General features: G+C 63.6%; 21 protein-coding genes and 1 other RNA gene. 10 read left to right on the top strand and 12 right to left on the bottom strand.

The window, feature by feature from the left end:
- Positions 1-25 precede the first annotated feature (25 nt).
- The 3 genes from B2P87_RS15570 to B2P87_RS15560 all read left to right on the top strand — a co-directional run bounded on the left by B2P87_RS15570 (position 26) and on the right by B2P87_RS15560 (position 6,682).
- Entirely contained in the window at positions 26-1,798 is a 1,773-nt protein-coding gene (locus B2P87_RS15570) for an ATP-binding protein (protein ID WP_058286695.1), read from the top strand.
- Positions 1,799-1,828: 30 nt separating this feature from the next.
- The gene (locus B2P87_RS15565; RefSeq protein ID WP_058286696.1) at positions 1,829-3,166 is read left to right on the top strand and encodes a sigma-54-dependent transcriptional regulator; all 1,338 of its coding nucleotides are present in this window, start codon (positions 1,829-1,831) and stop codon (positions 3,164-3,166) included.
- Between the two features lie 588 nt (positions 3,167-3,754).
- The gene (locus tag B2P87_RS15560) at positions 3,755-6,682 is read left to right on the top strand and encodes an Rne/Rng family ribonuclease (protein WP_141890163.1); all 2,928 of its coding nucleotides are present in this window, start codon (positions 3,755-3,757) and stop codon (positions 6,680-6,682) included.
- A gap of 166 nt (positions 6,683-6,848) precedes the next feature.
- On the opposite strand, the gene B2P87_RS15555 is transcribed toward B2P87_RS15560, so the two are convergent.
- Positions 6,849-7,082 (bottom strand): sulfurtransferase TusA family protein, encoded by a 234-nt coding sequence (locus B2P87_RS15555; protein WP_141892061.1) that lies wholly within the window; start codon positions 7,080-7,082, stop codon positions 6,849-6,851.
- A 94-nt stretch (positions 7,083-7,176) separates the two neighbouring features.
- Between B2P87_RS15555 and B2P87_RS15550 the strand changes: the two genes are divergently transcribed.
- From B2P87_RS15550 to B2P87_RS15540, 3 genes are all read left to right on the top strand, one after another.
- A complete protein-coding gene (locus B2P87_RS15550) occupies positions 7,177-7,929 on the top strand; it encodes a cytochrome c biogenesis CcdA family protein (protein WP_058286699.1) in 753 nt (250 codons plus the stop codon).
- Positions 7,930-8,061: 132 nt separating this feature from the next.
- Positions 8,062-9,303, top strand: coding sequence for a hypothetical protein (locus tag B2P87_RS15545; RefSeq protein WP_141890164.1), 1,242 nt, complete (start codon positions 8,062-8,064; stop codon positions 9,301-9,303).
- A complete protein-coding gene (locus B2P87_RS15540) occupies positions 9,300-10,670 on the top strand; it encodes a cytochrome P450 (RefSeq protein ID WP_141890165.1) in 1,371 nt (456 codons plus the stop codon). Before B2P87_RS15545 ends, B2P87_RS15540 begins: the two co-directional genes overlap by 4 nt.
- A 91-nt stretch (positions 10,671-10,761) precedes the next feature.
- Here the strand turns inward: B2P87_RS15540 and B2P87_RS15535 are convergent, their stop codons facing one another.
- From B2P87_RS15535 to fumC, 4 genes are read right to left on the bottom strand one after another with little or no spacing between them, the layout of a single operon-like run.
- Positions 10,762-10,935, bottom strand: a complete 174-nt coding sequence (locus B2P87_RS15535) for a hypothetical protein (protein WP_244940795.1) — start codon at positions 10,933-10,935, stop codon at positions 10,762-10,764.
- A gap of 23 nt (positions 10,936-10,958) precedes the next feature.
- The gene (locus B2P87_RS15530; RefSeq protein WP_141890166.1) at positions 10,959-11,177 is read right to left on the bottom strand and encodes a ribbon-helix-helix domain-containing protein; all 219 of its coding nucleotides are present in this window, start codon (positions 11,175-11,177) and stop codon (positions 10,959-10,961) included.
- Positions 11,174-11,350, bottom strand: coding sequence for a DUF4169 family protein (locus B2P87_RS15525; RefSeq protein ID WP_039949200.1), 177 nt, complete (start codon positions 11,348-11,350; stop codon positions 11,174-11,176). The genes B2P87_RS15530 and B2P87_RS15525 overlap by 4 nt, the downstream gene beginning before the upstream one ends.
- The gene (gene fumC, locus B2P87_RS15520; protein WP_141890167.1) at positions 11,350-12,744 is read right to left on the bottom strand and encodes a class II fumarate hydratase; all 1,395 of its coding nucleotides are present in this window, start codon (positions 12,742-12,744) and stop codon (positions 11,350-11,352) included. The genes B2P87_RS15525 and fumC overlap by 1 nt, the downstream gene beginning before the upstream one ends.
- Positions 12,745-12,950: 206 nt before the next feature.
- Here fumC and B2P87_RS15515 point away from each other — a divergent pair, with 206 nt between their 5' ends.
- On the top strand, positions 12,951-13,508 hold the full coding sequence (locus B2P87_RS15515; protein WP_141890168.1) for a hypothetical protein: 558 nt from the start codon (positions 12,951-12,953) through the stop codon (positions 13,506-13,508).
- A 61-nt stretch (positions 13,509-13,569) separates the two neighbouring features.
- On the opposite strand, the gene B2P87_RS15510 is transcribed toward B2P87_RS15515, so the two are convergent.
- From B2P87_RS15510 to B2P87_RS15480, 7 genes are all read right to left on the bottom strand, one after another.
- A complete protein-coding gene (locus B2P87_RS15510) occupies positions 13,570-14,043 on the bottom strand; it encodes an SspB family protein (protein ID WP_058286707.1) in 474 nt (157 codons plus the stop codon).
- Between the two features lie 119 nt (positions 14,044-14,162).
- Entirely contained in the window at positions 14,163-15,434 is a 1,272-nt protein-coding gene (chrA, locus tag B2P87_RS15505) for a chromate efflux transporter (RefSeq protein ID WP_141890169.1), read from the bottom strand.
- Positions 15,431-15,604 carry a hypothetical protein gene (locus B2P87_RS15500; protein WP_167510247.1) on the bottom strand — a complete coding sequence of 58 codons (174 nt, stop codon included), beginning with the start codon at positions 15,602-15,604 and terminating at the stop codon, positions 15,431-15,433. The genes chrA and B2P87_RS15500 overlap by 4 nt, the downstream gene beginning before the upstream one ends.
- Before the next feature lie 99 nt (positions 15,605-15,703).
- Positions 15,704-16,243, bottom strand: a complete 540-nt coding sequence (locus B2P87_RS15495; RefSeq protein ID WP_141890170.1) for a nuclear transport factor 2 family protein — start codon at positions 16,241-16,243, stop codon at positions 15,704-15,706.
- Between the two features lie 305 nt (positions 16,244-16,548).
- Positions 16,549-16,898, bottom strand: a transfer-messenger RNA (tmRNA) gene (gene ssrA, locus B2P87_RS15490).
- A gap of 127 nt (positions 16,899-17,025) precedes the next feature.
- Complete coding sequence (locus B2P87_RS15485; protein WP_141890171.1) at positions 17,026-17,277, bottom strand: aspartate aminotransferase; 252 nt, start codon at positions 17,275-17,277, stop codon at positions 17,026-17,028.
- A 21-nt stretch (positions 17,278-17,298) separates the two neighbouring features.
- The gene (locus B2P87_RS15480) at positions 17,299-18,027 is read right to left on the bottom strand and encodes a FadR/GntR family transcriptional regulator (RefSeq protein WP_141890172.1); all 729 of its coding nucleotides are present in this window, start codon (positions 18,025-18,027) and stop codon (positions 17,299-17,301) included.
- 158 nt (positions 18,028-18,185) lie between these two features.
- Between B2P87_RS15480 and B2P87_RS15475 the strand changes: the two genes are divergently transcribed.
- The 3 genes from B2P87_RS15475 to B2P87_RS15465 all read left to right on the top strand — a co-directional run bounded on the left by B2P87_RS15475 (position 18,186) and on the right by B2P87_RS15465 (position 20,727).
- Positions 18,186-18,923 (top strand): DUF2182 domain-containing protein, encoded by a 738-nt coding sequence (locus B2P87_RS15475; RefSeq protein ID WP_141892062.1) that lies wholly within the window; start codon positions 18,186-18,188, stop codon positions 18,921-18,923.
- A gap of 15 nt (positions 18,924-18,938) precedes the next feature.
- Positions 18,939-19,571: a DUF1326 domain-containing protein gene (locus B2P87_RS15470; protein WP_141890173.1), complete on the top strand. Its 633-nt coding sequence runs from the start codon at positions 18,939-18,941 to the stop codon at positions 19,569-19,571.
- Positions 19,572-19,632: 61 nt separating this feature from the next.
- Positions 19,633-20,727, top strand: a complete 1,095-nt coding sequence (locus B2P87_RS15465) for a dimethylsulfoniopropionate demethylase (protein ID WP_141890174.1) — start codon at positions 19,633-19,635, stop codon at positions 20,725-20,727.
- The last annotated feature ends 61 nt before the right edge of the window (positions 20,728-20,788 follow it).

Raw genomic sequence — 20,788 nt, 5'->3', positions numbered from 1 at the left:
GGGGCGGCCGCAATAGGTATGAGTCATGACCGCCCCGCGCTCTGAGATGATCAAAAGCAAGGCAAAGGCTGGTTCGCGCACGATTTCGTGGCGGGCGCGGCTTGGGCTTGTGCTGTTCATGGTGGTGGCCGCGGTCACCGTCTGGACCACCAACCGGGCGCTGACCCACCGGTTCACCGAAAGCACCCGCAACCGGGCCGAGCTGCGGCTGGCGCTGTATTCCGGCAACCTGCTGAGCGAGCTGCGCCAGCACGCCATCGTGCCGCAGCTGCTGGCGCGCGACCAGACCTTGATCTCGGCGCTGCAGTCCAATGATTTCTCCCTGTCTACCCAGCGGCTTATCTCCTTTGTCGATGAAATCGGCGCGGCCTCGATCATGCTGCTGGCGCAGGACGGGCGCACGGTGGCGGCCACGGACCGCAACCGGCTGGGCTCGAACCACCGCAATGCCGCCTATTTCGTTGATGCGGTGCGGGCCAAGTCGACCGTATTCTCGGTGATCCCGCGCGAGGTCGGCGGCTACCGCTTCACCTATTCGCGCCGCATCATTGATGCGACCGGTGTGCTGGGCGCGATTGTGGTTGAAGTGGACCTGCAGAAGTTCGAGCGCGCCTGGGCGGGGATTTCCGACGCGGTGCTGGTCACCGACAGCACCGGCACCATCATTCTGGCCACCGAGGCGCGCTGGCGCGGCCTTAAGGAAGGCGATGCGCTGACGCTGCAGACGCCGGAAGGCGCGATCCAGCGGGCGATCCGCGCGACCACCGACTGGACCGCGCTGCCCCCCGACGCCTACCTGCAGGGCGAGGCGGTGATGCGGCTGGAAACAAGGGTGCCGTTCCAAGGCTGGCGGATGGCGTCCTTCACCACCTATTCGTCGGTGCGGGAGCGGGTAAATGCCGTGCTGGCGCTGGAAATTATGGGATTCGCGATCCTGCTGGCGCTGGCTTTCTATGCGCTGAGCCGCAAGACCGCGCTGCGGATGGCGCTGTTCCAGCGGGAGTCGGCAGAGCTTCGCGTATTGAATGCGCGTTTGCAGCGGGAAATTGCCGAGCGTGAACGGATGCAAAAGACCCTTGCGGTGGCCGAGCAGAGCCTGGCCCAAAGCTCCAAACTGGCTGCCCTCGGGGAGATGTCCGCGGCGGTCAGCCACGAGCTGAACCAGCCGCTGGCCGCGATGAAAACATATCTGGCCGGCGCCCGCCTGCTCTTGAACCGCAACCGACCGGATGAGGCGCTGGCCTCCTTCGGCCGCATTGACGACCTGATTGAGCGGATGGGGGCGATCACCCGCCAGCTGAAGTCCTATGCGCGCAAGGGCGGCGATGCGTTCAGCCCTGTAAACTTGGGCGATGCGTTGGCGTCAAGCCTGTCGATGATGGAACCGCAGCTGCGCCAAAGGCATGTGAAAATCACCCGGATTTTGCCCGAAGAACCTGTTATGGTGATGGGCGACCGGATGCGCCTGGAACAAGTTATGGTCAACCTCTTGCGCAATGCGCTGGACGCCACCAAATCCGTGGCGGACCCTGAGGTGGAAATCCTGCTGGCCGCCGGTGAGACGGCAACCCTGTCGGTGCGCGACAACGGGGTGGGAATCAAGGACTTCGACAACCTGTTTGAGCCTTTCTACACCACCAAGCAGCCCGGGGACGGGGTTGGTTTGGGTCTTGCCATCTCCTCGGGGATCGTCAACGACCTTGGGGGACGGCTGACCGCCCGCAATGGCCAGAACGGCGGCGCGGTCTTTGAGATGCAACTGCCGGTCCTGGTGGACGGTATCGAGGCTGCCGAATAGGCCGCCCGGAGTGATTAGGAGAGAACGCGCATGGCCCAGGCTATGAAAATCGCGATCGTTGATGATGAACAGGATATGCGGCAGTCGATCAGCCAGTGGCTGGCGCTGTCGGGGTATGACACGGAAACCTTCCCCAGCGCCGAGGAAGCGCTGAAGGTGCTGGGGCCGGATTACCCGGGGATCGTGATTTCCGATATCAAGATGCCGGGCATGGACGGGATGCAGTTCCTGAAAAAGCTGATGGGCACCGACAGCGCGCTGCCGGTGATCATGATCACCGGCCATGGCGATGTGCCGATGGCGGTGGAGGCGATGCGGGTGGGGGCCTTCGACTTCCTGGAGAAGCCCTTTAACCCGGACCGCATGTCGGAGCTGGCCAAGCGCGCCACCGGCGCCCGCCGCCTGACCCTGGACAACCGGGCGCTGCGGCGCGAGCTGTCGGACGGCTCGCAGATCATGAAAAAGCTGATCGGTCAAAGCCCGGTGATGGAGCGCCTGCGCGAGGATATTCTGGACCTCGGCCAGGCCGACGGCCACGTGCTGATCGACGGGGAAACCGGCACCGGCAAGACGCTGGTCGCCCACGCGCTGCACGCGGTCGGCAGCCGCGCGGGCAAGAAATTCGTGCTGGTCTCTTGCGCTGCTTTGGAAGAGGAGGCGCTGGCCAAGCGCCTGTTCGGCCCGATGCAGCCCGAAGACAGCATGCTGCCCGCAATTGAGGAGGCCCGCGGCGGCACTCTGGTGCTGGAAGACATCGACGCGCTGTCGGAAACCCTGCAGGCCAAGCTCTTGAGCGTGATCAACGAACAGGGCACGCCTGCCGAAACCCGGATCATCGCCATTTCCAACCTGCAGGAAGCCGGCAAGACCTGTGAGGACGCGCTGCGCCCGGATCTGTTCTACCGTCTGGCGGCGCTGCGCATCACCGTGCCGCCGCTGCGCCAGCGCGGCGAGGATATCCTGACCCTGTTCACCCGCCTCAGCGAGCAGTTTTCCGAGGAATACGGCTGCGATGCGCCGCAGGTCAGCGCTCAGGAGGCCGCGCAGCTCTTGCAAGCGCCCTGGCCGGGCAACGTGCGTCAGCTGATCAACATCGCCGAGCGTGCCGTGCTGCAGTCGCGCCGAGGCTCCGGAACCATCGCGTCGCTCCTGATGTCCGATCACGAGGAAATGCAGCCGGTAATGACCACCGAGGGCAAGCCGCTGAAAGAATATGTGGAAGCCTTCGAGCGGATGCTGATCGACAACACCATGCGCCGCCACAAGGGCTCGATCGCCAGCGTGATGGACGAGCTGTGCCTGCCGCGCCGGACGCTGAACGAGAAAATGGCGAAATACGGCCTGCAGCGCTCGGATTATCTGGCGTGACCGCTGTCCGGGCCGTTTCCTGACGCAGGACACGGTCCGGGCGCGTTTCGTTTCGGGGGCCGGAACTGCCGCAGAAGTCCGGCACTTCGCTGAATTTCAACGAAAAGTTAACGTTTTTCCGGGTAAGAGCAGGCTGGATTCATTTTCAGGTCCTGCGGTGACGAATGCCCATTGTCATTACCTATCCACAGGCCTTATGCTGTCCGAACGGGCCGGAAACCGGCACTTGGCTTCCCCCGTTCTGATGAGTTTCGCTGGCTTCGGCTTTTGTCCGGCACGATCCGAGAAAGCTGCAGCCAGACCGATTGGCCCCCTTGATCCAAGGGGGCAGTTTAGCGCCCGAGCCGGAATCTAACCCGGCGCAGGGATTATTAGGCAGGACAGGCCGCGGCTTGCCTGCCGGAGAAGAACCGCGATGACGCGCGCGAGAGCGAAGAGCACTGAGGCAGGAAGGCCGGGCATAGTCCCCGGGACCACCTGCTGCACCGCGCCGTCCCAGATCGCCCTGACAAGACACCACCCGAAACGCGCGCGGCCGCCTGGAAGCAGACAGCTTGCGGGCGCACAGGGCAGGTGCACCAAGGACAAATGGCAAATAAGATGCTTATTGACGCCACCCACGCGGAAGAAACCCGCGTTGTGGTGGTCGATGGAAACAAGGTTGAGGAGTTCGACTTTGAGTCCGAAAACAAACGCCAGCTTGCTGGCAATATCTACCTCGCAAAAGTAACCCGGGTCGAACCGTCGCTGCAGGCGGCGTTTGTTGACTATGGCGGCAACCGCCATGGCTTCCTGGCGTTCTCGGAAATCCACCCGGATTATTACCAGATCCCGGTGGCCGACCGCGAAGCGCTGATGGAAGAAGAGCGCGCCTATGCCGAGGCGATGCGCGCGCGCGACGAGGAAGAAGAAGAAAAACCGTCCAAACCCAAGCGGTCGCGCCGGTCCAAGTCTTCGGCCAAGGCGGCCAAGGCCTCCTCCGGCGATGCGGTGGAGACCAAGGAAGTCGGCGTCTCTGACGAGAAGACCGGCGAAATCGCAGGGATGGAAACCATCGACCTGAGCGATAGCGCCGCGGCTGCGGATGTGCCTGCGGAACTGGCCGAAGTGCCTGAAGGCTCCTCGCCGGTGGAACGTGTTGCGGAAACCCCGGTGGAAGAGCCGGAAGACGAGAATGAAGCCCCCGCTGAGGCGGCAGAGGCGGGTGCTTCTGCTGTGGCGGGTGACGAGGCTGCGGACGAAGCTGAGGCAGCAGCTGCCGAGGCCGAAACCGAAGCGGACGCCGAAGAAGTCAAGGCAGAGGACGCTGCCGGCGACGAGGGCGACGAAAACGGTGAGTCCCGCCGGGCCGACGCGGCCACCAAGGATGAAACCATCGAATCCGTCGCCGAAGAGGACGACAGTGAGGACATCCGTCCGCCGCGCAAACCCCGCCCGCGCCGCTACAAGATCCAGGAAGTGATCAAGGTGCGCCAGGTGCTGCTGGTGCAGGTCGTCAAGGAAGAGCGCGGCAACAAGGGCGCAGCGCTGACCACATATCTGTCGCTGGCCGGCCGTTACTGCGTGCTGATGCCGAACACCGCCCGCGGCGGCGGCATCTCCCGCAAGATCACCAATGCTGCCGACCGCAAGAAGCTCAAGGACATTGCCTCCGAACTGGACGTGCCGACCGGCGCGGGCCTGATCGTGCGTACCGCCGGGGCCAAGCGCACCAAGGCGGAGATCAAGCGCGACTACGAATACCTGCAGCGCCTGTGGGAGCAGATCCGCGAGCTGACGCTGAAATCCATCGCGCCGGCCAAGATCTATGAGGAAGGCGACCTGATCAAACGCTCGATCCGCGATCTTTATAACCGCGACATCGACGAGGTTTTGGTGGAAGGCGACCGCGGCTACCGCATCGCCAAGGACTTCATGAAAATGATCATGCCGTCCCACGCCAAGAACGTGAAGCATTACCAGGACGCGCTGCCGCTGTTCGCCCGCTACCAGGTCGAAAGCTACCTGGGCGGCATGTTCAACCCGGTCGTGCAGCTGAAATCCGGCGGTTACATCGTCATCGGCGTGACCGAGGCGCTGGTGGCGATCGACGTGAACTCCGGCCGGGCGACCAAGGAAGCCTCGATTGAGGAAACCGCGCTCAAGACCAACTTGGAGGCCGCCGAAGAAGTGGCGCGCCAGCTGCGCCTGCGCGACCTTGCGGGCCTGATCGTCATCGACTTCATCGACATGGACGAGCGCAAGAACAACGCCGCGGTCGAAAAGCGCATGAAGGATAAGCTGAAGACCGACCGCGCCCGCATCCAGGTGGGCCGGATCTCGGGCTTTGGCCTGATGGAAATGTCGCGCCAGCGGCTGCGCCCCGGCATGATCGAGGCGACCACCGCACCGTGCCCGCATTGCCACGGCACCGGACTGATCCGCTCTGACGACTCGATGGCGCTGTCGATTCTGCGCCAGATCGAGGAAGAGGGCACCCGCCGCCGCTCCCGCGAGGTGCTGGTGCGCTGCCCGGTCTCCATCGCCAACTTCCTGATGAACCAGAAGCGCGAGCACATCGCCCAGATCGAGGCGCGTTACGGCCTGTCCGTGCGCATCGAAGGCGACGCGCATCTGGTCAGCCCGGACTTCGTGCTGGAGAAGTTCAAGACCGCTTCCCGCACCGTGCCTGCGGCCACCGCTCCGGTGGTGTCGGTGGATACCTCGATCATGGAGCAGGTGGACGCTGACGAAGCGCAGCAGGACGAGGAAGAGGCCCCCGTCGCCGTTGAGGCCGCTGAGGACGATGCGCAGCAGGACGACAAGCCCAAGCGCAAGCGCCGCCGCCGCCGCCGCCGGAAGTCCGGCAACGGCGATCAGGCCCAGGCGGGCGAGAACGGCGAGGACACCTCCGAAGACCAGGATCAGCCGAAGGAAGAGGCTGACGAGGCGCTGGAAGCTGACTCTGAGGCGGAAGAGCCTGCCGCGGAAGACGTGAAGGAGAAGAAGCCCTCCCGCACCCGCACCCGGTCCCGTTCGCGCAAACCGAAGAGCAAGCAGGCCGAGGCAGACGCAGTTGCTGCGGAAGGCTCCGAAGCCGCCGCAGAGGAAGCGCCCGCCGCTGCCGAAGCGCCTGTGGCTGAGACGGTCGCGGAAGCTCAGGCTGATGAGACTGCAGAACCGGCGGTTGAGGCCGTTGCGGACAGCACAGACGCCGCTGCCGCCCAGGACGCAGAGCCCGCTGCGCAAGCTGAACAGGCCGCTCCGGCAGAAGAACCTGCTGCTGCGCAAGAGGCAGAGGCTGAGGCGCCTGCAGAAGCTGCTGCCGAAGCGGCCGAAGAGCAGCCTTCTGAGGAACCCGATGCGGAACCAGCCGAGGAGCAGACTGCTGTGGAAGAGGCCGCTGAGCTGGAACCCGCCGCTGCGCCGGAAGAGGAAAAACAGCCGGAGCCTGCCATGGCTGGCGCCGCCGCTGAGCGGGAACCCGCAGCCTCGTCCAAGCCGAAACGCCGCGGCTGGTGGTCGATGGGCGGCTGAGCCCAGCATAGAACACGCGAAAAGGCAGGCCGCCAGGCCTGCCTTTTTCATTTGGGGCTGCCTCCAATCTGGAAACCTCTGGCTGCGCACGAAACACAGTTTTCCGGGCCGCAGTTCTTGCAGAACTCCGGTGCCGCAAGGCGCGGGCGCTGGGAAGGTTTGCGGCCTAGCCGCCCTTGCGGATCAGGTAGATCTGGTGGCCTGCGCCTTCGCTGTGGCCCAGGAATTCATGCCCTGCTTCATTGCAGAAATGCGGCACGTCGATCACCGCCGCCGGGTCGTCCGCCAGCAGTTGCAGCACATGGCCACGCTGCAGCGATTTCAGCCGCTTGCGCGCCTTCAGGACGGGCAGGGGGCACAGCAGCCCGATTGCATCGAGGGTCACTTTGATCTCGCTCATGGTGTTCAGATAAGGGGGATGTTTCATGCTGTCCACAAGGATGTGACCAGCCGTCCCCGTGACGTTGGCCGCCCGCTGGCATAAGTGTTGGACCATGTTTGGAATCGAGATCATCGACGCAGGGCTGCTCCCTGCCATGCTGGTGGCGCTGCTGGGCGGCGTGATCAGTTTTCTGTCGCCCTGCGTGCTGCCGATTGTGCCGCCCTACCTGGCCTATATGAGCGGCGTCACCATCGGCGAGATGCAGGGCACCGTCGCCGCGCGGCGCAAAGCGATCATTGCGGCGCTGTTCTTTGTGCTGGGGCTGTCCACGGTGTTTCTGCTGCTGGGCTTCACGGCCTCTGCATTCGGCGCATTTGTGCTGCAAAATCAGGAGCTTTTCGCCCAGGTTTCAGGCGTCGTCGTGATCATCTTCGGGCTCCACTTCCTGTCGGTTTTCCGCATTCCGCTGCTGGACCGCGAGGCACGGATGGAGGCGGGCGAATCCGGCGGCTCCGCTTTGGGGGCTTATGTTCTCGGGCTGGCTTTTGCCTTTGGCTGGACGCCGTGTATCGGCCCGCAGCTGGGCGCCATCCTGTCGCTGGCCGCATCGGAGGCTTCCGTCAGCCGCGGCACGCTTCTGCTGGGCGTATACGCCGCGGGTCTGGGCGTGCCTTTTCTGCTGGCGGCGATGTTCCTGAACCGCTCGATGACGCTGATGAACAAGATGAAACGCCACATGGGGCTGATCGAGAAAGTGATGGGCGGCCTGTTGCTGTTTGTCGGCATCATGCTGGTCACCGGCCTGTTCACCACCTTCTCCTGGTGGCTGCTGGAAACCTTCCCGGCGCTGGCCACGCTGGGCTGACCTGAGGACTTTCAAAGGGGCCTGAAGGCCCCTTTTTCTTTGCCTCGCCCGGCCTTACTCTTGCCGGATTGCGCTGCTAGTCTGCGCTGGAGACGTCAGAGCAGGACAACGCGGATCAACAGCGTGGATCACATGGGTTCTAACCCTCAGCAGGTGCGCAAACGCCGGGTGTTTTACATCCCCGGCTATGACCCGATTCACCCGCGCCGCTACCGGGAGCTTTACCGCAAGGAAGGCGCCGCGCAGGCGCAGATTTCCGGCTACAGCCTGACGCTCGCTCCCAAACGGACCAAAGGCCCCTACGGCTGGCATGTTGCGGCTGAGATGGACGGGCAGCGCACTGAGGCCGATATCGAGGTGCTGGTCTGGTCCGACATCGTGCGCGGCAGCATGGAGGCGACGATTGCCGGCACCTACTGGCAGCTGTTGCGCACCGCCTGGATCTATCTCTCCACCGGCGCGCTCAGGCGGCTGATGCGGCTGCGCAAGGGGCCGGTGATTGCCGCGCTCTACCCGGTGGGAATGCTGCTTGTGCAGGCGCTTCTGGCGCTGCTGCTGGCTTGGGGCGCTGCTCATGCCTTTGGTCTTGCCGCTGCTGCTGCCGGGCTGAACGGCCCCTTTGCCCTGCTGCCAGCCTGGATGCTGGGCCTTGGCGCCGGCTATGCGCTGCTGCGCTGGTTCAAGACACGCGACGGCAAGTTCTTCGCGTATTACCTGATGCACGATTACGCCCATTCTGCGGCCTCCCGCGGCGCCATTCCGGCGGAGATGGAGGTGCGGCTGGACGAATTCCGCGCTCTGATTGCAGACGCCTTACAGGACAAAACCCTGGACGAGGTGCTGGTCGTCGGCCACTCCTCCGGTGCGCATCTGGGGGTGCCGGTGCTGGCGGACCTGATCCGGCATGGGCTTCCGGAAGACCGCCCCGCCCTTGGATTTCTCACGCTGGGGCAAGTGGTGCCCATGGTCTCCTTCCTGCCGCAGGCCAGCCGTCTGCGGGCCGATCTGAGATACCTGTCCCAGCGCACGGAGCTTGCCTGGGTGGATGTCACCGCGCCGGGCGATGGCTGCGCCTTTGCGCTGTGTGATCCTGTCGCTGTCAGCGGCGTTGCGCCGGAAGGCAAGCGCTGGCCGCTGGTGTTTTCTGCCGCCTTCACCCAGACCCTCAGCCCGGAGCGCTGGCAGCAGTTGCGCTGGCGGTTTTTCCGTCTGCATTTCCAGTATCTTTGCGCTTTCGACCGGCCGGGCGAGTATGACTATTTCCGCATCACTGCTGGGCCGCTGACGCTGGCAGAACGGTACCGGGACCGGAAACCTTCGAAGTCGCGGATTGACGTGCCGGTGTCGAAGTTCACCTCGGTGGCCGCTGAATGACCAAAGTGATGCCGCCAAAACCGCCGGCGCGCCCCGACAAGGTGCCACTGTGGCGCTATGTAAGACTGTTCCGCCAGGACATCCTGTCGGCGCAGCCTGCGCGGCTCTACCGCGCCTGGATGGCAGAGTTCCGAACGCCGTTTTTCCGCTCCTTCTTGGTCAACCAGCCGGATCTGGTGAAGCTGCTGCTGAAGGAGCGCCCGGATGATTTCCCCAAATCGGACCGCATTGCAGAGGGGCTGAAGCCCTTGCTGGGCAATTCGGTGTTTCTGACCAATGGCGCGGACTGGAAGCGGCAGCGGCGGATCATTGACCCCGCCTTCGAGGGCGGGCGGCTGAAGGATACCTACCCGGCGATGCGCGCCGCGGCGGAGGCGGCGGTCCAGCGCCTGGAGGGGCGGAAGGGGCCGGTGGAGATCGAGGAGGAAACCTCGCACGCGGCGGCAGACGTGATCTTCCGCACGTTGTTTTCGATCCCTATCGGGCATGAGGTGGCCGGCGAAGTCTTCACCCGGTTCCGCGACTACCAGCGCAGCCAGCCATTGCTGAACCTGGCCGCCTTCGTGCCGCTGCCGCGCTGGATGCCGCGGTTTTTCCGCGGCGGCACCCGCCGGAACGCTGAAACGATCCGGGCGCTGATCGCACAGCTGACGGCCGAACGGATGGCGGCGATCGAGGCGGGCAGGGCGCCGGATGACCTGGCGACCAAGATCATGACCACCCGCGATCCGGAAACCGGCAGCACGTTTGATACCGCCGAGATGGTCGATCAGGTGGCGATCTTCTTCCTCGCGGGTCATGAAACCAGCGCCTCGGCCTTGGCCTGGGCGCTCTATCTGGTGGCGCTCTACCCGGATTGGCAGGAAAGGGTGGCGGCAGAGGCCGCGGTGCTGGAGGATGAGAGCTTTGCTGCCGTTTCACGTCTGAAGATCAGCCGCGATGTGTTCCGCGAAACCTTGCGGCTGTATCCGCCGGTGCCGATGATGGTGCGGGAGGCTGCATGCTCCGAGCACTTCCGCAACCGCGCGGTGCCCAAGGGCGCGCAGATGGTGCTCAGCCCCTGGCACCTGCACCGGCATGAGCGGCTGTGGGAGAACCCGGACGGCTTTGATCCCGCGCGCTGGGGGACGGAGAACGGCAAGCAGTGCCAGCGGGACGCCTATATCCCGTTTTCTGCTGGCTCCCGTGTCTGCACTGGGGCGGGGTTCGCCATGGTCGAGGGGCCGCTGATCCTTTCGATGGTCCTGCGCCGGTTCCGGATTGAACCGGTGGAAGGCAAGACGCCGGTGCCAGTGGCGCATTTAACCGTGCGTTCAAGGAACGGGATCTGGCTGCAGTTGTCTCCAAAGCAGCCAAAACTTTTCTGAAAAGTTTTGGCCAAAGTTTTCAGAAAACTTTGGCGTCAGCACAGCAAGCGGACGGGTTCGTTGTTGCAGAAGATAACGATCTGCTCGCCGTTCAATACCGCATGATAGCCGCGGCGTTGCACTTGGCTTGCAACCGCGCCAAGCCAACATTGCGTTCGACATCGCGCAGTTTGCGACGCACGACACCACCTTGGCGGGCAGATTTCACATCGAAAATCTGCTGCATCCATAGCTCAGGAGAAACAGTACGAAACACATGGGCCATGAGGCAAGTGTCCGTGATCGTGGTTAACGCACCCTTAACCGGCGCAGCACAAACAGCCGGATCGCGGAGGCCAACCCGCAGTCCTCGCCGCGGGTTTCATCAATTTCGGCTGCTAGGTCGTTGATTGCGCGGTCTTCCTGCGCTGCAATCTCGCGGAAGGCATCCCAGAAGTCATCCTCCAGAGACACTGAGGTCCGGTGCCCGCGCAGGGTCAGGGAATGCTTCTTCGGGCGCCCGTTCATTCGTCGCGCTTGTGCTCGTCCAGGCGTTTGACCTCTTGCGCGTTGCGCGCCTTGTCCAGGTCTTTCTCGGCTTTGGTCCGCCCGAACGTCACGGCGTTCCGGTCAGCGCGGGCCTTTTTCTCGGCCCGCGCTTTTTCTTTTCTGTACCGGTTCAGATTGACCGGCTTTTCCATCAGTCCTTCGGCCCGATCATCTGCTCAGGCCGCACCACGGCGTCAAAAGTGGCTTCATCGACAAAGCCCAGCTTGACCGCTTCTTCCTTCAGCGTGGTGCCGTTCTTATGCGCGGTCTTGGCAACGGTGGTGGCGTTGTCATAACCGATGGTCGGCGCCAGCGCGGTGACCAGCATCAGCGACTCTTTCATCAGCTTGTCGATGCGCGGCTCGTTGGCCTTGATGCCGTTCAGCATCCGCTCGGTGAAGCTGTCGGCGGCATCGCCCAAGAGCTGGATCGACTGCAAGAGGTTGTAGGACATCATCGGGTTGTAGACGTTCAGCTCGAAATGGCCCTGGGAGCCTGCGAACTTGATCGCCGCGTCATTGCCCATGACGTGCGCTGCCACCTGGGTCAGCGCCTCGGCCTGGGTCGGGTTCACCTTGCCCGGCATGATCGACGAGCCGGGCTCGTTTTCCGGCAGGATCAGCTCACCCAGGCCGGAGCGCGGACCGGAGCCGAGGAAGCGGATGTCGTTGGCGATCTTGTAGCAGCTGCCCGCAATGGTCGCGAGCGCGCCGGACAGGAACACCATCGCATCATGCGCCGCCAGTGCCTCGAACTTGTTCGGGGCGGTGACGAAGGGCAGGCCGGTGATCTCTGCCATATTTGCGGCAACTTTCTCGCCCCAGCCTTTCTGGGTGTTCAGACCGGTGCCGACGGCGGTGCCGCCCTGCGCCAGCTCATAGATCCCGGGCATTGCCGCCTCGACCCGGGCCAGGCCCTGACGGATCTGATGCGCGTAGCCGCCGAATTCCTGGCCCAGCGTCAGCGGGGTCGCGTCCTGGGTGTGGGTGCGGCCGATCTTGATGATGTCCTTGAATTCTTCGGACTTCTTTTCCAGCCCTTCGGCCAGCTTGGTCAGCCCGGGCACCAGCACGTCGCGCACCATCATCGCAGTGGCGATATGCATCGCGGTCGGGAAGGTGTCGTTGGACGACTGCCCCATGTTGCAGTGATCGTTCGGATGCACCGGATCCTTGGTGCCGATGGTGCCGCCCAGGATCTCGATGGCGCGGTTGGCGATCACCTCGTTGGAGTTCATGTTGGACTGGGTGCCGGACCCCGTCTGCCACACCACCAGCGGGAAGTTGTCGTCGAATTTGCCTGCCACCACTTCGCTGGCGGCCTGGATGACCGCATCGGCGATCTTTGCGTCCAGCTTGCCCGACTCTTTGTTGGCCATGGCGCAGGCCTGCTTGATCACCCCCAGCGCGCGCACAATGGCGACCGGCTGTTTTTCCCAGCCGATCGGGAAATTCATGATCGACCGCTGGGTCTGCGCGCCCCAGTACTTGTCTGCAGGGACCTCGAGCGGACCAAAGCTGTCGGTTTCGGTGCGGGTCTCGGACATCCGTCTTCTCTCCGTTACGTATGCGATTGTATGCCGTTTAGCCTGCGCATTGCGGCAGTGCAATTGGCCAGTTGCGCGCAGCATAGCCAATCGCGCGGGCAGGTATAGTGCCGAATTGGCGCAATCGAAGACATGCCATTGCCTGAAACCATGCTATGATTACAGTGCGTGGGGGACAGGCCTGGACATCCGGAGGGAATTGCGACGTGCCAACGCATTTGCGAACTCTCAAGGTCTTGGTGAGCCTTGCCGCCCTGGTGGCGGTTCTGCTCTTGCTGCTGCCGCAGTGGGCGCGCGCGGACATTTCCCGCTTCGCGGGCGAATACGCCGGCAGCGTCGAGATCGTGAAGGAAGACGGTGACACCGACCCCCGGGATATGAGCGTGGCGATCCGCGAATTGAAGAAAGGGTTCACCATCAAGTGGACGTCTACGACGGAAAAGGACGACGGGCGCCGGAAGTCGAAAACCTATGAGATCGAGTTTCTGCCCAGCGGCCGTGAAGGTGTCTTTTCCGCAGCGATGACCCGCAATGTCTTCGGCCATTCGGTGCCGCTCGACCCGATGAAAGGGGAGCCGTTTGTCTGGTGCCGTATCACCGGCGATACGCTGACGGTGTTCTCGCTGTATATCCATCCCAACGGGGATTACGAGATGCAGCAGTACGACCGGACTTTGGCCGAAGGCGGCTTGGACCTTGAATATATCTCGCGCCTGAACGGCGAACCCCGGCGGCAGCTGCGCACCTTCCTGTCGCGGCAGTGATGCAGACATAAAACAGGCGGCCTGCGGGGCCGCCAGTTGTTCACCCGAGCGCGGACGCGCGCTATTTGCGGAAGCTGTCCAGCGAGACGATGTCTGCGTTTTTCTTTTCCTCGGCCGGAACACGGGCGGTGTCCTGCTCCTCATCGGCATCCGGTGCCTCTGCATAGCCCTCAGAATCCTCATCGGCGCTTTCGAACCGCAGCCCGAATTCCACCGACGGGTCGACGAAAGTACGGATCGCGTCATAGGGGATATAAAGAGGCTCGGGCGAGTCGCCGAAGTTCAGTGTGACGGCAAAGCCTTCTTCATCCACAGTCAGGTTGTCGAACCAGTGCTGCATGACCACGGTCATTTCGCCCGGGTAGCGGTCGGACAGCCAGTCGGCCAGTTCCACATCGGGATGGGCCGTGTCGAAGGTGATGAAAAAGTGGTGGTTACCGGGCAAGCCGTTGTCAGCGATGTCCTGCAGCACGGTCCGGATCAGGCCGCGCATGGCAGAGTGCATCAGGTTGCCATAGTCGATTTCACGGGACATGCAGTCACCCTTTGTTCATTTGCTCCCAAGCATAAGAGATTCTGGCGGAAACAAAAGACCGCCCTTTTCGCCAGCCGAATTATTTTTGGCACAGGACGGCGGGTTGAAAGCCGCCGCAGTCAGCTGATTGGAAACGGGAATTCGCCAAGGGCCAGTCCGGCGCAGGCCATTGCTGCCAGCAGCAGCAGCATATTGCCGCGCACCATCCAGGCCGCCAGCGGCGCCAGCAGAACCAGCAGCACCGCGGCGGTGTCCATGCTGCTCCAGACCGGCGCAGGGATATGCAGGATTCCAGCCTCATAAACCTGCGTTTGGGCAAACGCCACATGCATCAGGAACCAGACCGACAGGTTCAGAATCACGCCCGCGACCGTGGCAGTAACCGCCTTCAGCGCCATGCCAAGCCGAGGATGCGCGGCGATGCGCTCGACATAAGGCGCGGCGGCGAAGATCCACAGAAAGCAGGGCATGAAGGTCGCCCACAGCGCCACCGCGCCTGCCGCCAGAAACAGGCCAATTCCGTCCTGCAGCAGCCCCGACAGCATGGCAACGAATTGCGTGACCAGGATCAGCGGTCCGGGCGTGGTCTCGGCCAGTCCCAGGGCGTCGATCATCTGTCCGGCGGTGATCCAGCCGAACTGGCTGACAACCGTTTGGCTGATATAGGCCAGCACCGCATAGGCACCGCCAAAGGTCACTACCGCGAGTTTGGCGAAGAACCAGCCGACATCGGCCAGGAAGCCTGCGCCGGACAGGCTGAGCGCAATCAGCGGCAGCAGCCACAGGCTGCCCCAGACGGCGACGGTCCGCAACGTGCCGGCAGCCTCAAACGGCGCGGCAGAGGCGGGCAGCTCCGCCCCGGGTGACTTGCGCAGGAACCCGGTGAGGGCGGCCGCAAGCACCACCAGCGGGAACGGCAGGTTCAGCAGGAACAGCGCGGCAAAGCCGAAGCCGGCCAGCATCCAGTCCGCCCGGTGGCGCAGCGCCTTGCCCGCCAGCCGCCGCAGCGCCTGCAGGATGATGACAACAACAGCGGCCTTGATGCCCAGAAAGGCGGATTGCACCGCAGGCAGGGTGCCGTATTGCACGTAAAGCCAGGCCAGAAGGGCAATCACCGCGGCCCCGGGCAGAACAAACAGCAGCCCCGCCAGCAGCCCGCCAGCGGTGCCGCGCATCTTCCAGCCGGTATAGGTTGCCAGCTGCATCGCTTCCGGCCCCGGCAGCAGCATGCAAAACGAAAGCCCCCGCAGGAAGCTTTCTTCGCTCAGCCAGGGGCGGTCCTCGACCAGCTCCTTGTGCATCACGGCAATCTGCGCCGCCGGGCCGCCAAAGCTCAGCACCCCGATGCGCCCAAAGACACGGAACATCTCCGCCCAGCCGGGATGGCTCATGCTGCGCGCTCCGCGAACCGGCTGTGGCGGTGGCCATCGCGGGCGTGGCGGTTCAGCGCGTTATCCAGGGTCATGGCTGCCTCAAGCTGCTGATGGTGCTCCACTGACCGGCGCAACAGCCCCGCCGCCATGGCGGCAAGGCCGTGCCAATCGGTACCGGCGCCTCTCACACCCCGGGCCAGCCTGTCAAGCGCTGGAAGGCTTGAGCCTGGCTCGTCCGGCAGGGGGCAAAGATCAAGAACCTGCGATGATGGCGCCGCAAACGCCTGTTAGCCGAGCCGTTCCCCGGTCAGGCAGATGGCCAGGGCCTCCGGCGGCAGCTGGCCCAGCATTTCGAACATCCGGAAATAATCCATGTTGGAGTGCATCTCGGCAATCCTGCCGTCCTCCACCCGCGCCATGACCTGGCCGGTGATCTCGAACGGTTCGCCGTCGCGGGGATTGCTGGTCGCGGCCACCAGCCGGACCGACACCCATTCGTCGGTTTCCATAACATGGGTGAAGGTCACCTTGATTGGACCCAAAAGGTTGCGCAGCGCAGCGACCACCTCGCTGTAATCGCTTTCCGGTTCTGCAAGGGCGGAAACAGACCCGGAGATCAGCGTATTGCGGCGCATGATGTCGGAGACGGCGCTCAGGTTGCCTCTGCCCCAGACTTCCTCAAACCAGTAATGCAGCAGACGGGTCAAAGGCATGTCCGCCATGCTGGCCGGGTCGAAGGGGGCTTCCATGACAGGGCTTGCGCCGGATGCGGCGGCCCGGCGCGTGACAAAGGGTTCAGTCGCGGGTTTGGTGAAAGTATCAGTCATTCTTTTCGTTAAGCAGAGCCATGCCCGGTCAGGCAAGGGGCATAGGGGGCTGTCAGGCAGCCGCGCCGGTTCGGACGGCAAGCAGCAGGACGGAGGGAGTTGCACGCTCCGGCACGGCCGGGCTGAAATCGCAGAGCGTCAGTATTTCAACATTGTGCAGTCAAAGGCATTGAAGGATTTCTTGCGGTCCGAGTCCGGTTCAGACCCGGCAGTTTAGCCGGCGCCGGCAGGTTTTACAGCCCATCCCTAAGGTTTTAGGCATTCCCCGCACACCTGCTGAGGACTTGGTTGGAAAAAGTGGAGAAAGTGCAGGTTTCTGTTGCCAGGTACCTGCGAACCCCGCCTTACGCGGCTAGGCGCAAGGGCTTAGATTTCGATTCCTCGAACTGCTTACGCAGCCAGAGCAACCGGAGCACGATTGTCGTTTGCAATTGTACTGTTTGGGCCGGTACGGTGGCACCCCGCCGAGACAAAGCAAACCCCTTTAGACGTCCGTCGATCCTGTTTCGGCCCCATGATCCCCAAACGAAGGATTTTGGTGGAGCCGCCGGGTACCGCCCCCGGGTCCGATCCGCTTATTACGAGCGCGTTTATGTCCATAGTTCCACAAGGGAACATCAGCTATATAGTGCGCTTCTGTGCGGTTGCAAAGGGGGCAACCGGAATCCTGCGAGGATTCCGGCCAGTTTTCCGGCGCGGAAAACTGGTGCTGTGCCGCCGCTGGTGCCGCCAGAAATCCTCGCAGGATTTCTGGCCGTTTTCCGCGCCGGAAAACGGCACTGTCACACCAGTTTGCGGATCGGGGCGCTGTTGCAGAAGACGACAACCTGCTCGCGGTTCAGCACCGCCTGAAACCCGCGGGCGCGGACTTCGGCCAGAAACGCCTCCATCCCGGCATAACGCTCAATATCGCGGATCTTGCGGCGCAGCACCTGGCCGTTCTGCACCGCTTTGCAGGCGAAGATATCGCGCAGCCAGATATCGGGGGAGAGGGCGGAACCGGGTTTAACCATGACCCAACTGTCCCGGGTCATGGTTAAAAAAGTGTTGAGCCGTTACCTCTGCGCCCGCGCGGCAAAAACGTCAGAGGCCAGCTTGCGGGTCTCGCTCTCCAGATCCTGCAAGCCGGAGACGGCTGCGCTGCCGTCGCCCGCCTCGATGGCGTCGGCAATACGGGAATGCAGTCCGGTGATCACTTCGCGGTCGCGCGCGGTGAAAGTGATCATATTCATCAGCGGCTGCATTGCTTCCACTGCGCCGGCCAGCTGATACGACAGCACCGGATTGCCCGCGCCGTCCACCAGAGCCCGGTGAAACGCCACGTCGGAGGCGCAGAAGGCCTCATCGGTCAGGCCGGGCTGTCCCTGGCGGAAGATCTCCGCCCGCATCGTCGCCAGATGGTCCGCACTGCGGCGTTCGGCCGACAGCGGCGCGCAGGCGCGTTCCAGCGCGTAGCGCGCCTCGCAGGCGGTATCGAAACTCACCGCATTCATGCTCAGCAGCAGGGTGGAGGTGGTGATCTGCTGCGAATAGGCGTCCTCGAAACTCAGCCGGTTCACAAACGCTCCGCCGGAGGCGCCGCGCTGGGTGCGGATCAGCGACTGCGCCGCCAGCCGCTTCAGCGCTTCGCGCACGGTCGGGCGGGACACCTGGAAATGATCCGACAGTTCCGCCTCCGACGGCAGCCGCTCATCGACAATCAGCTCGCCGGAAATGATGGCATCCTTGATCGCCTGGGCTATCTGAACCGAAAGATCGGCGGAGCTGTTGGGGTCAATCTTCATGCCCGGGATCCTGACGCTGCGTTACGCCGGAGCGGGGCCGGCAAGAAATCATTTGTCTGACATTTAAAAGTCTGACATTTAAAACTCAAGACGTGAGTCGCTAACCCTCATACCCGGAGCGCGCGATGAAAGCCATTCTGGCACAACGGATCAGAACCATGGGAGGCTGGCATTGGCTGGGCCTGTTCGGGCTGATCCTGGGGGCTTGGGGGCTGCTCTATGCGATGTCCGTGCCAGCCGAGCTGCGCGCCGCGGGGGCCATTTACGGGCCCGATTTCTGGCGCGACTTCTGCACGCTGACCCCGGATGCGGCGGGTTTTGGCAAGATGCTGATGATGTGGGCGCTGATGTCGGCGGCGATGATGGCGCCGACCGCGCTGCCTGCCTTTGCCACCTACGAGGACCTGTCCCACACCGCGCCGGACACCAGCTTCACCCGGCTGGTGGGCGGCTATCTGGCGGTGTGGCTGGGCTTCTCGGCGCTGGCCGCCGTGCTGCAGCTGGGGCTGTTCCAGGCAGAGCTGCTCACCGCCTTTGGCGACAGCAATTCGCGCTACCTGTCGGCGGGGCTGCTGCTGGTTGCGGGCGGCTATCAGTTCTCGCCGGTGAAGGAAGCCTGCCTCAGTAAATGCCGCCGCCCGCTGGTGTTCTTCATGCAGCATTGGGACGAGGGCCCGCTGCGCAACGGTCTGCGGCTGGGGCTGGTGTGCCTGGGCTGCTGCTGGGCGCTGATGCTGCTGGCCTTCGCGGGCGGCACCATGAACATCGCCTTCATGGGGCTGGCGACCGTGATCATGATTTTGGAAAAGCTGCCGGAACTGGGCCGCTACATCACCAAACCGCTGGGTGCGGGTCTGGTGGCTGCGGCGCTGGCGCTGGCGGCAGGGATTATCTGAAAGGGAGACTAAAACATGGCCTTGGACGGCGAATTGGGCACCGTGCCCTGGACAATCAAAGGGGAGCTGATCCTCAACTGCAACTGCACCGTGTTCTGCCCCTGTGTGGTGTCGCTGGGCAAGCACCCGCCGACCGAGGGCCATTGCCAGGCCTGGGCGGGCGTGCGCATCGACACGGGCGATTACGGCGGGGTTGACCTTTCGGGCCTGAACGTCGGCCTGTTCCTGGAAATCCCCGGCAACATGGGCCGTGGCAACTGGAAGGCGGCGGCCTATATCGATGACCGCGCCTCGGAGGACGCCTATGACGCGCTGGTTGCGATCTTCTCCGGCGCGGCGCGCGGCACCACCGGGCTGTTCTCGATGCTGGTGGGCGAATTCCTGGGCGCCGAACGCTCTCCGGTCACGTTCGAGACCGAAGGCAAGGAACGCCGCCTGATGGTCGGCAAGAAAATCCAGGGCGCGGTGGTCCCGGTTGAGGGCAAGGACGGCAAGGAGATTGTCGTCACCAACACCGAATACTGGATGGGCCCCGACATCACCGTCGCCACCGCCACCAAGGGCCGCGTGCGCGCCTTTGGCCGGGTCTGGGACTTTGAAGGCCGCTCCGCTGAGATCTGCCAGATCGACTGGCACGGGCCGAAGTAAAGGCAGCTTGCAGGCCGGCCTCCCGCCGGCCTGCCAACGACCGTTTCCGGAGACTGCCGCTATGGCACATATCTTCCCCTCGCGCCGCGTGCGCAGAACGCCTTTCACCCCCGGCGTCGAGGCCGCGGGCGTCAAGGCCTATACCGTTTACAACCACATGCTGCTGGCCACCGTGTTCGACAGTCTCGAATACGACTGCGCGCATCTGAAAGAGCATGTGCAGGTCTGGGACGTGGCCTGTGAGCGCCAGGTCAGCATCAAGGGGCCGGACGCGCTGCGGCTGATGAAGATGATCAGCCCGCGCGACATGGACAGGATGGCGGATGACCAGTGCTATTATGTGCCCGTCGTGGATCACAAGGGCGGTATGCTGAACGATCCGGTGGCGGTGAAACTGGCAGCCGATCATTACTGGCTGTCGCTGGCCGACGGCGACTTTCTGCAGTTTGTGCTGGGGATTGCCATTGCCAAGGGGCTGGATGTGGAAATCGTTGAGCCCGACGTCTCGCCGCTGGCGGTGCAAGGCCCCAAGGCGGAGGATCTGATGGCCCGCGTCTTTGGCGAGGCGGTGCGCGAGATCCGCTTCTTCCGCTACAAGCGGCTGGCGTTTCAAGGAGTGGAGCTGGTGGTTGCGCGCTCGGGCTGGTCCAAGCAGGGCGGCTTTGAGGTCTATGTCGAAGGCTCGGATCTGGGCATGCCGCTGTGGCATGCCTTGTTTGCAGCTGGAGAGGACATGCACGTGCGGGCGGGCTGCCCGAACACGATCGAGCGGATCGAAAGCGGGCTCTTGAGCTATGGCAACGACATGACCCGCGAAAACACGCCTTATGAATGCGGTCTGGGCAAATTCTGCAATTCGCCCGAAGAGTATATCGGCAAGGCCGCGCTGGCAGAGCAGGCCGCAAACGGCCCCGCCCGCCAGATCCGCCCGGTGTCGATCGGCGGAGAGATCCCGCCGTGCCTGGATGCCTGGCCGCTTTACGCGGATGGCAAACAGGTCGGGAATGTCGGCTCGGCCGTGTACTCCCCCGAATTCGGGGTGAACGCGGCAATTGGCATGGTGGACCGGTCCCATTGGGACCCGGGCGCCAGGATGGAAGTGGAGACCCCGGCAGGGATGCGGCCCGCAACGGTGCAGGAGCGGTTCTGGCGCTGAGCTGAGACGGGCAGGGGGGCGCTGCCCCCGCCGCGGCAGGCCGCGGCTCCCCCGGGATATT

This window comes from Leisingera sp. UBA4491, assembly GCF_002388965.1.
Lineage (GTDB): Bacteria > Pseudomonadota > Alphaproteobacteria > Rhodobacterales > Rhodobacteraceae > Leisingera > Leisingera aquaemixtae.
Note: the sequence above shows the minus strand (reverse complement) of the source record. Positions and strands in the feature narration are given on the sequence as shown.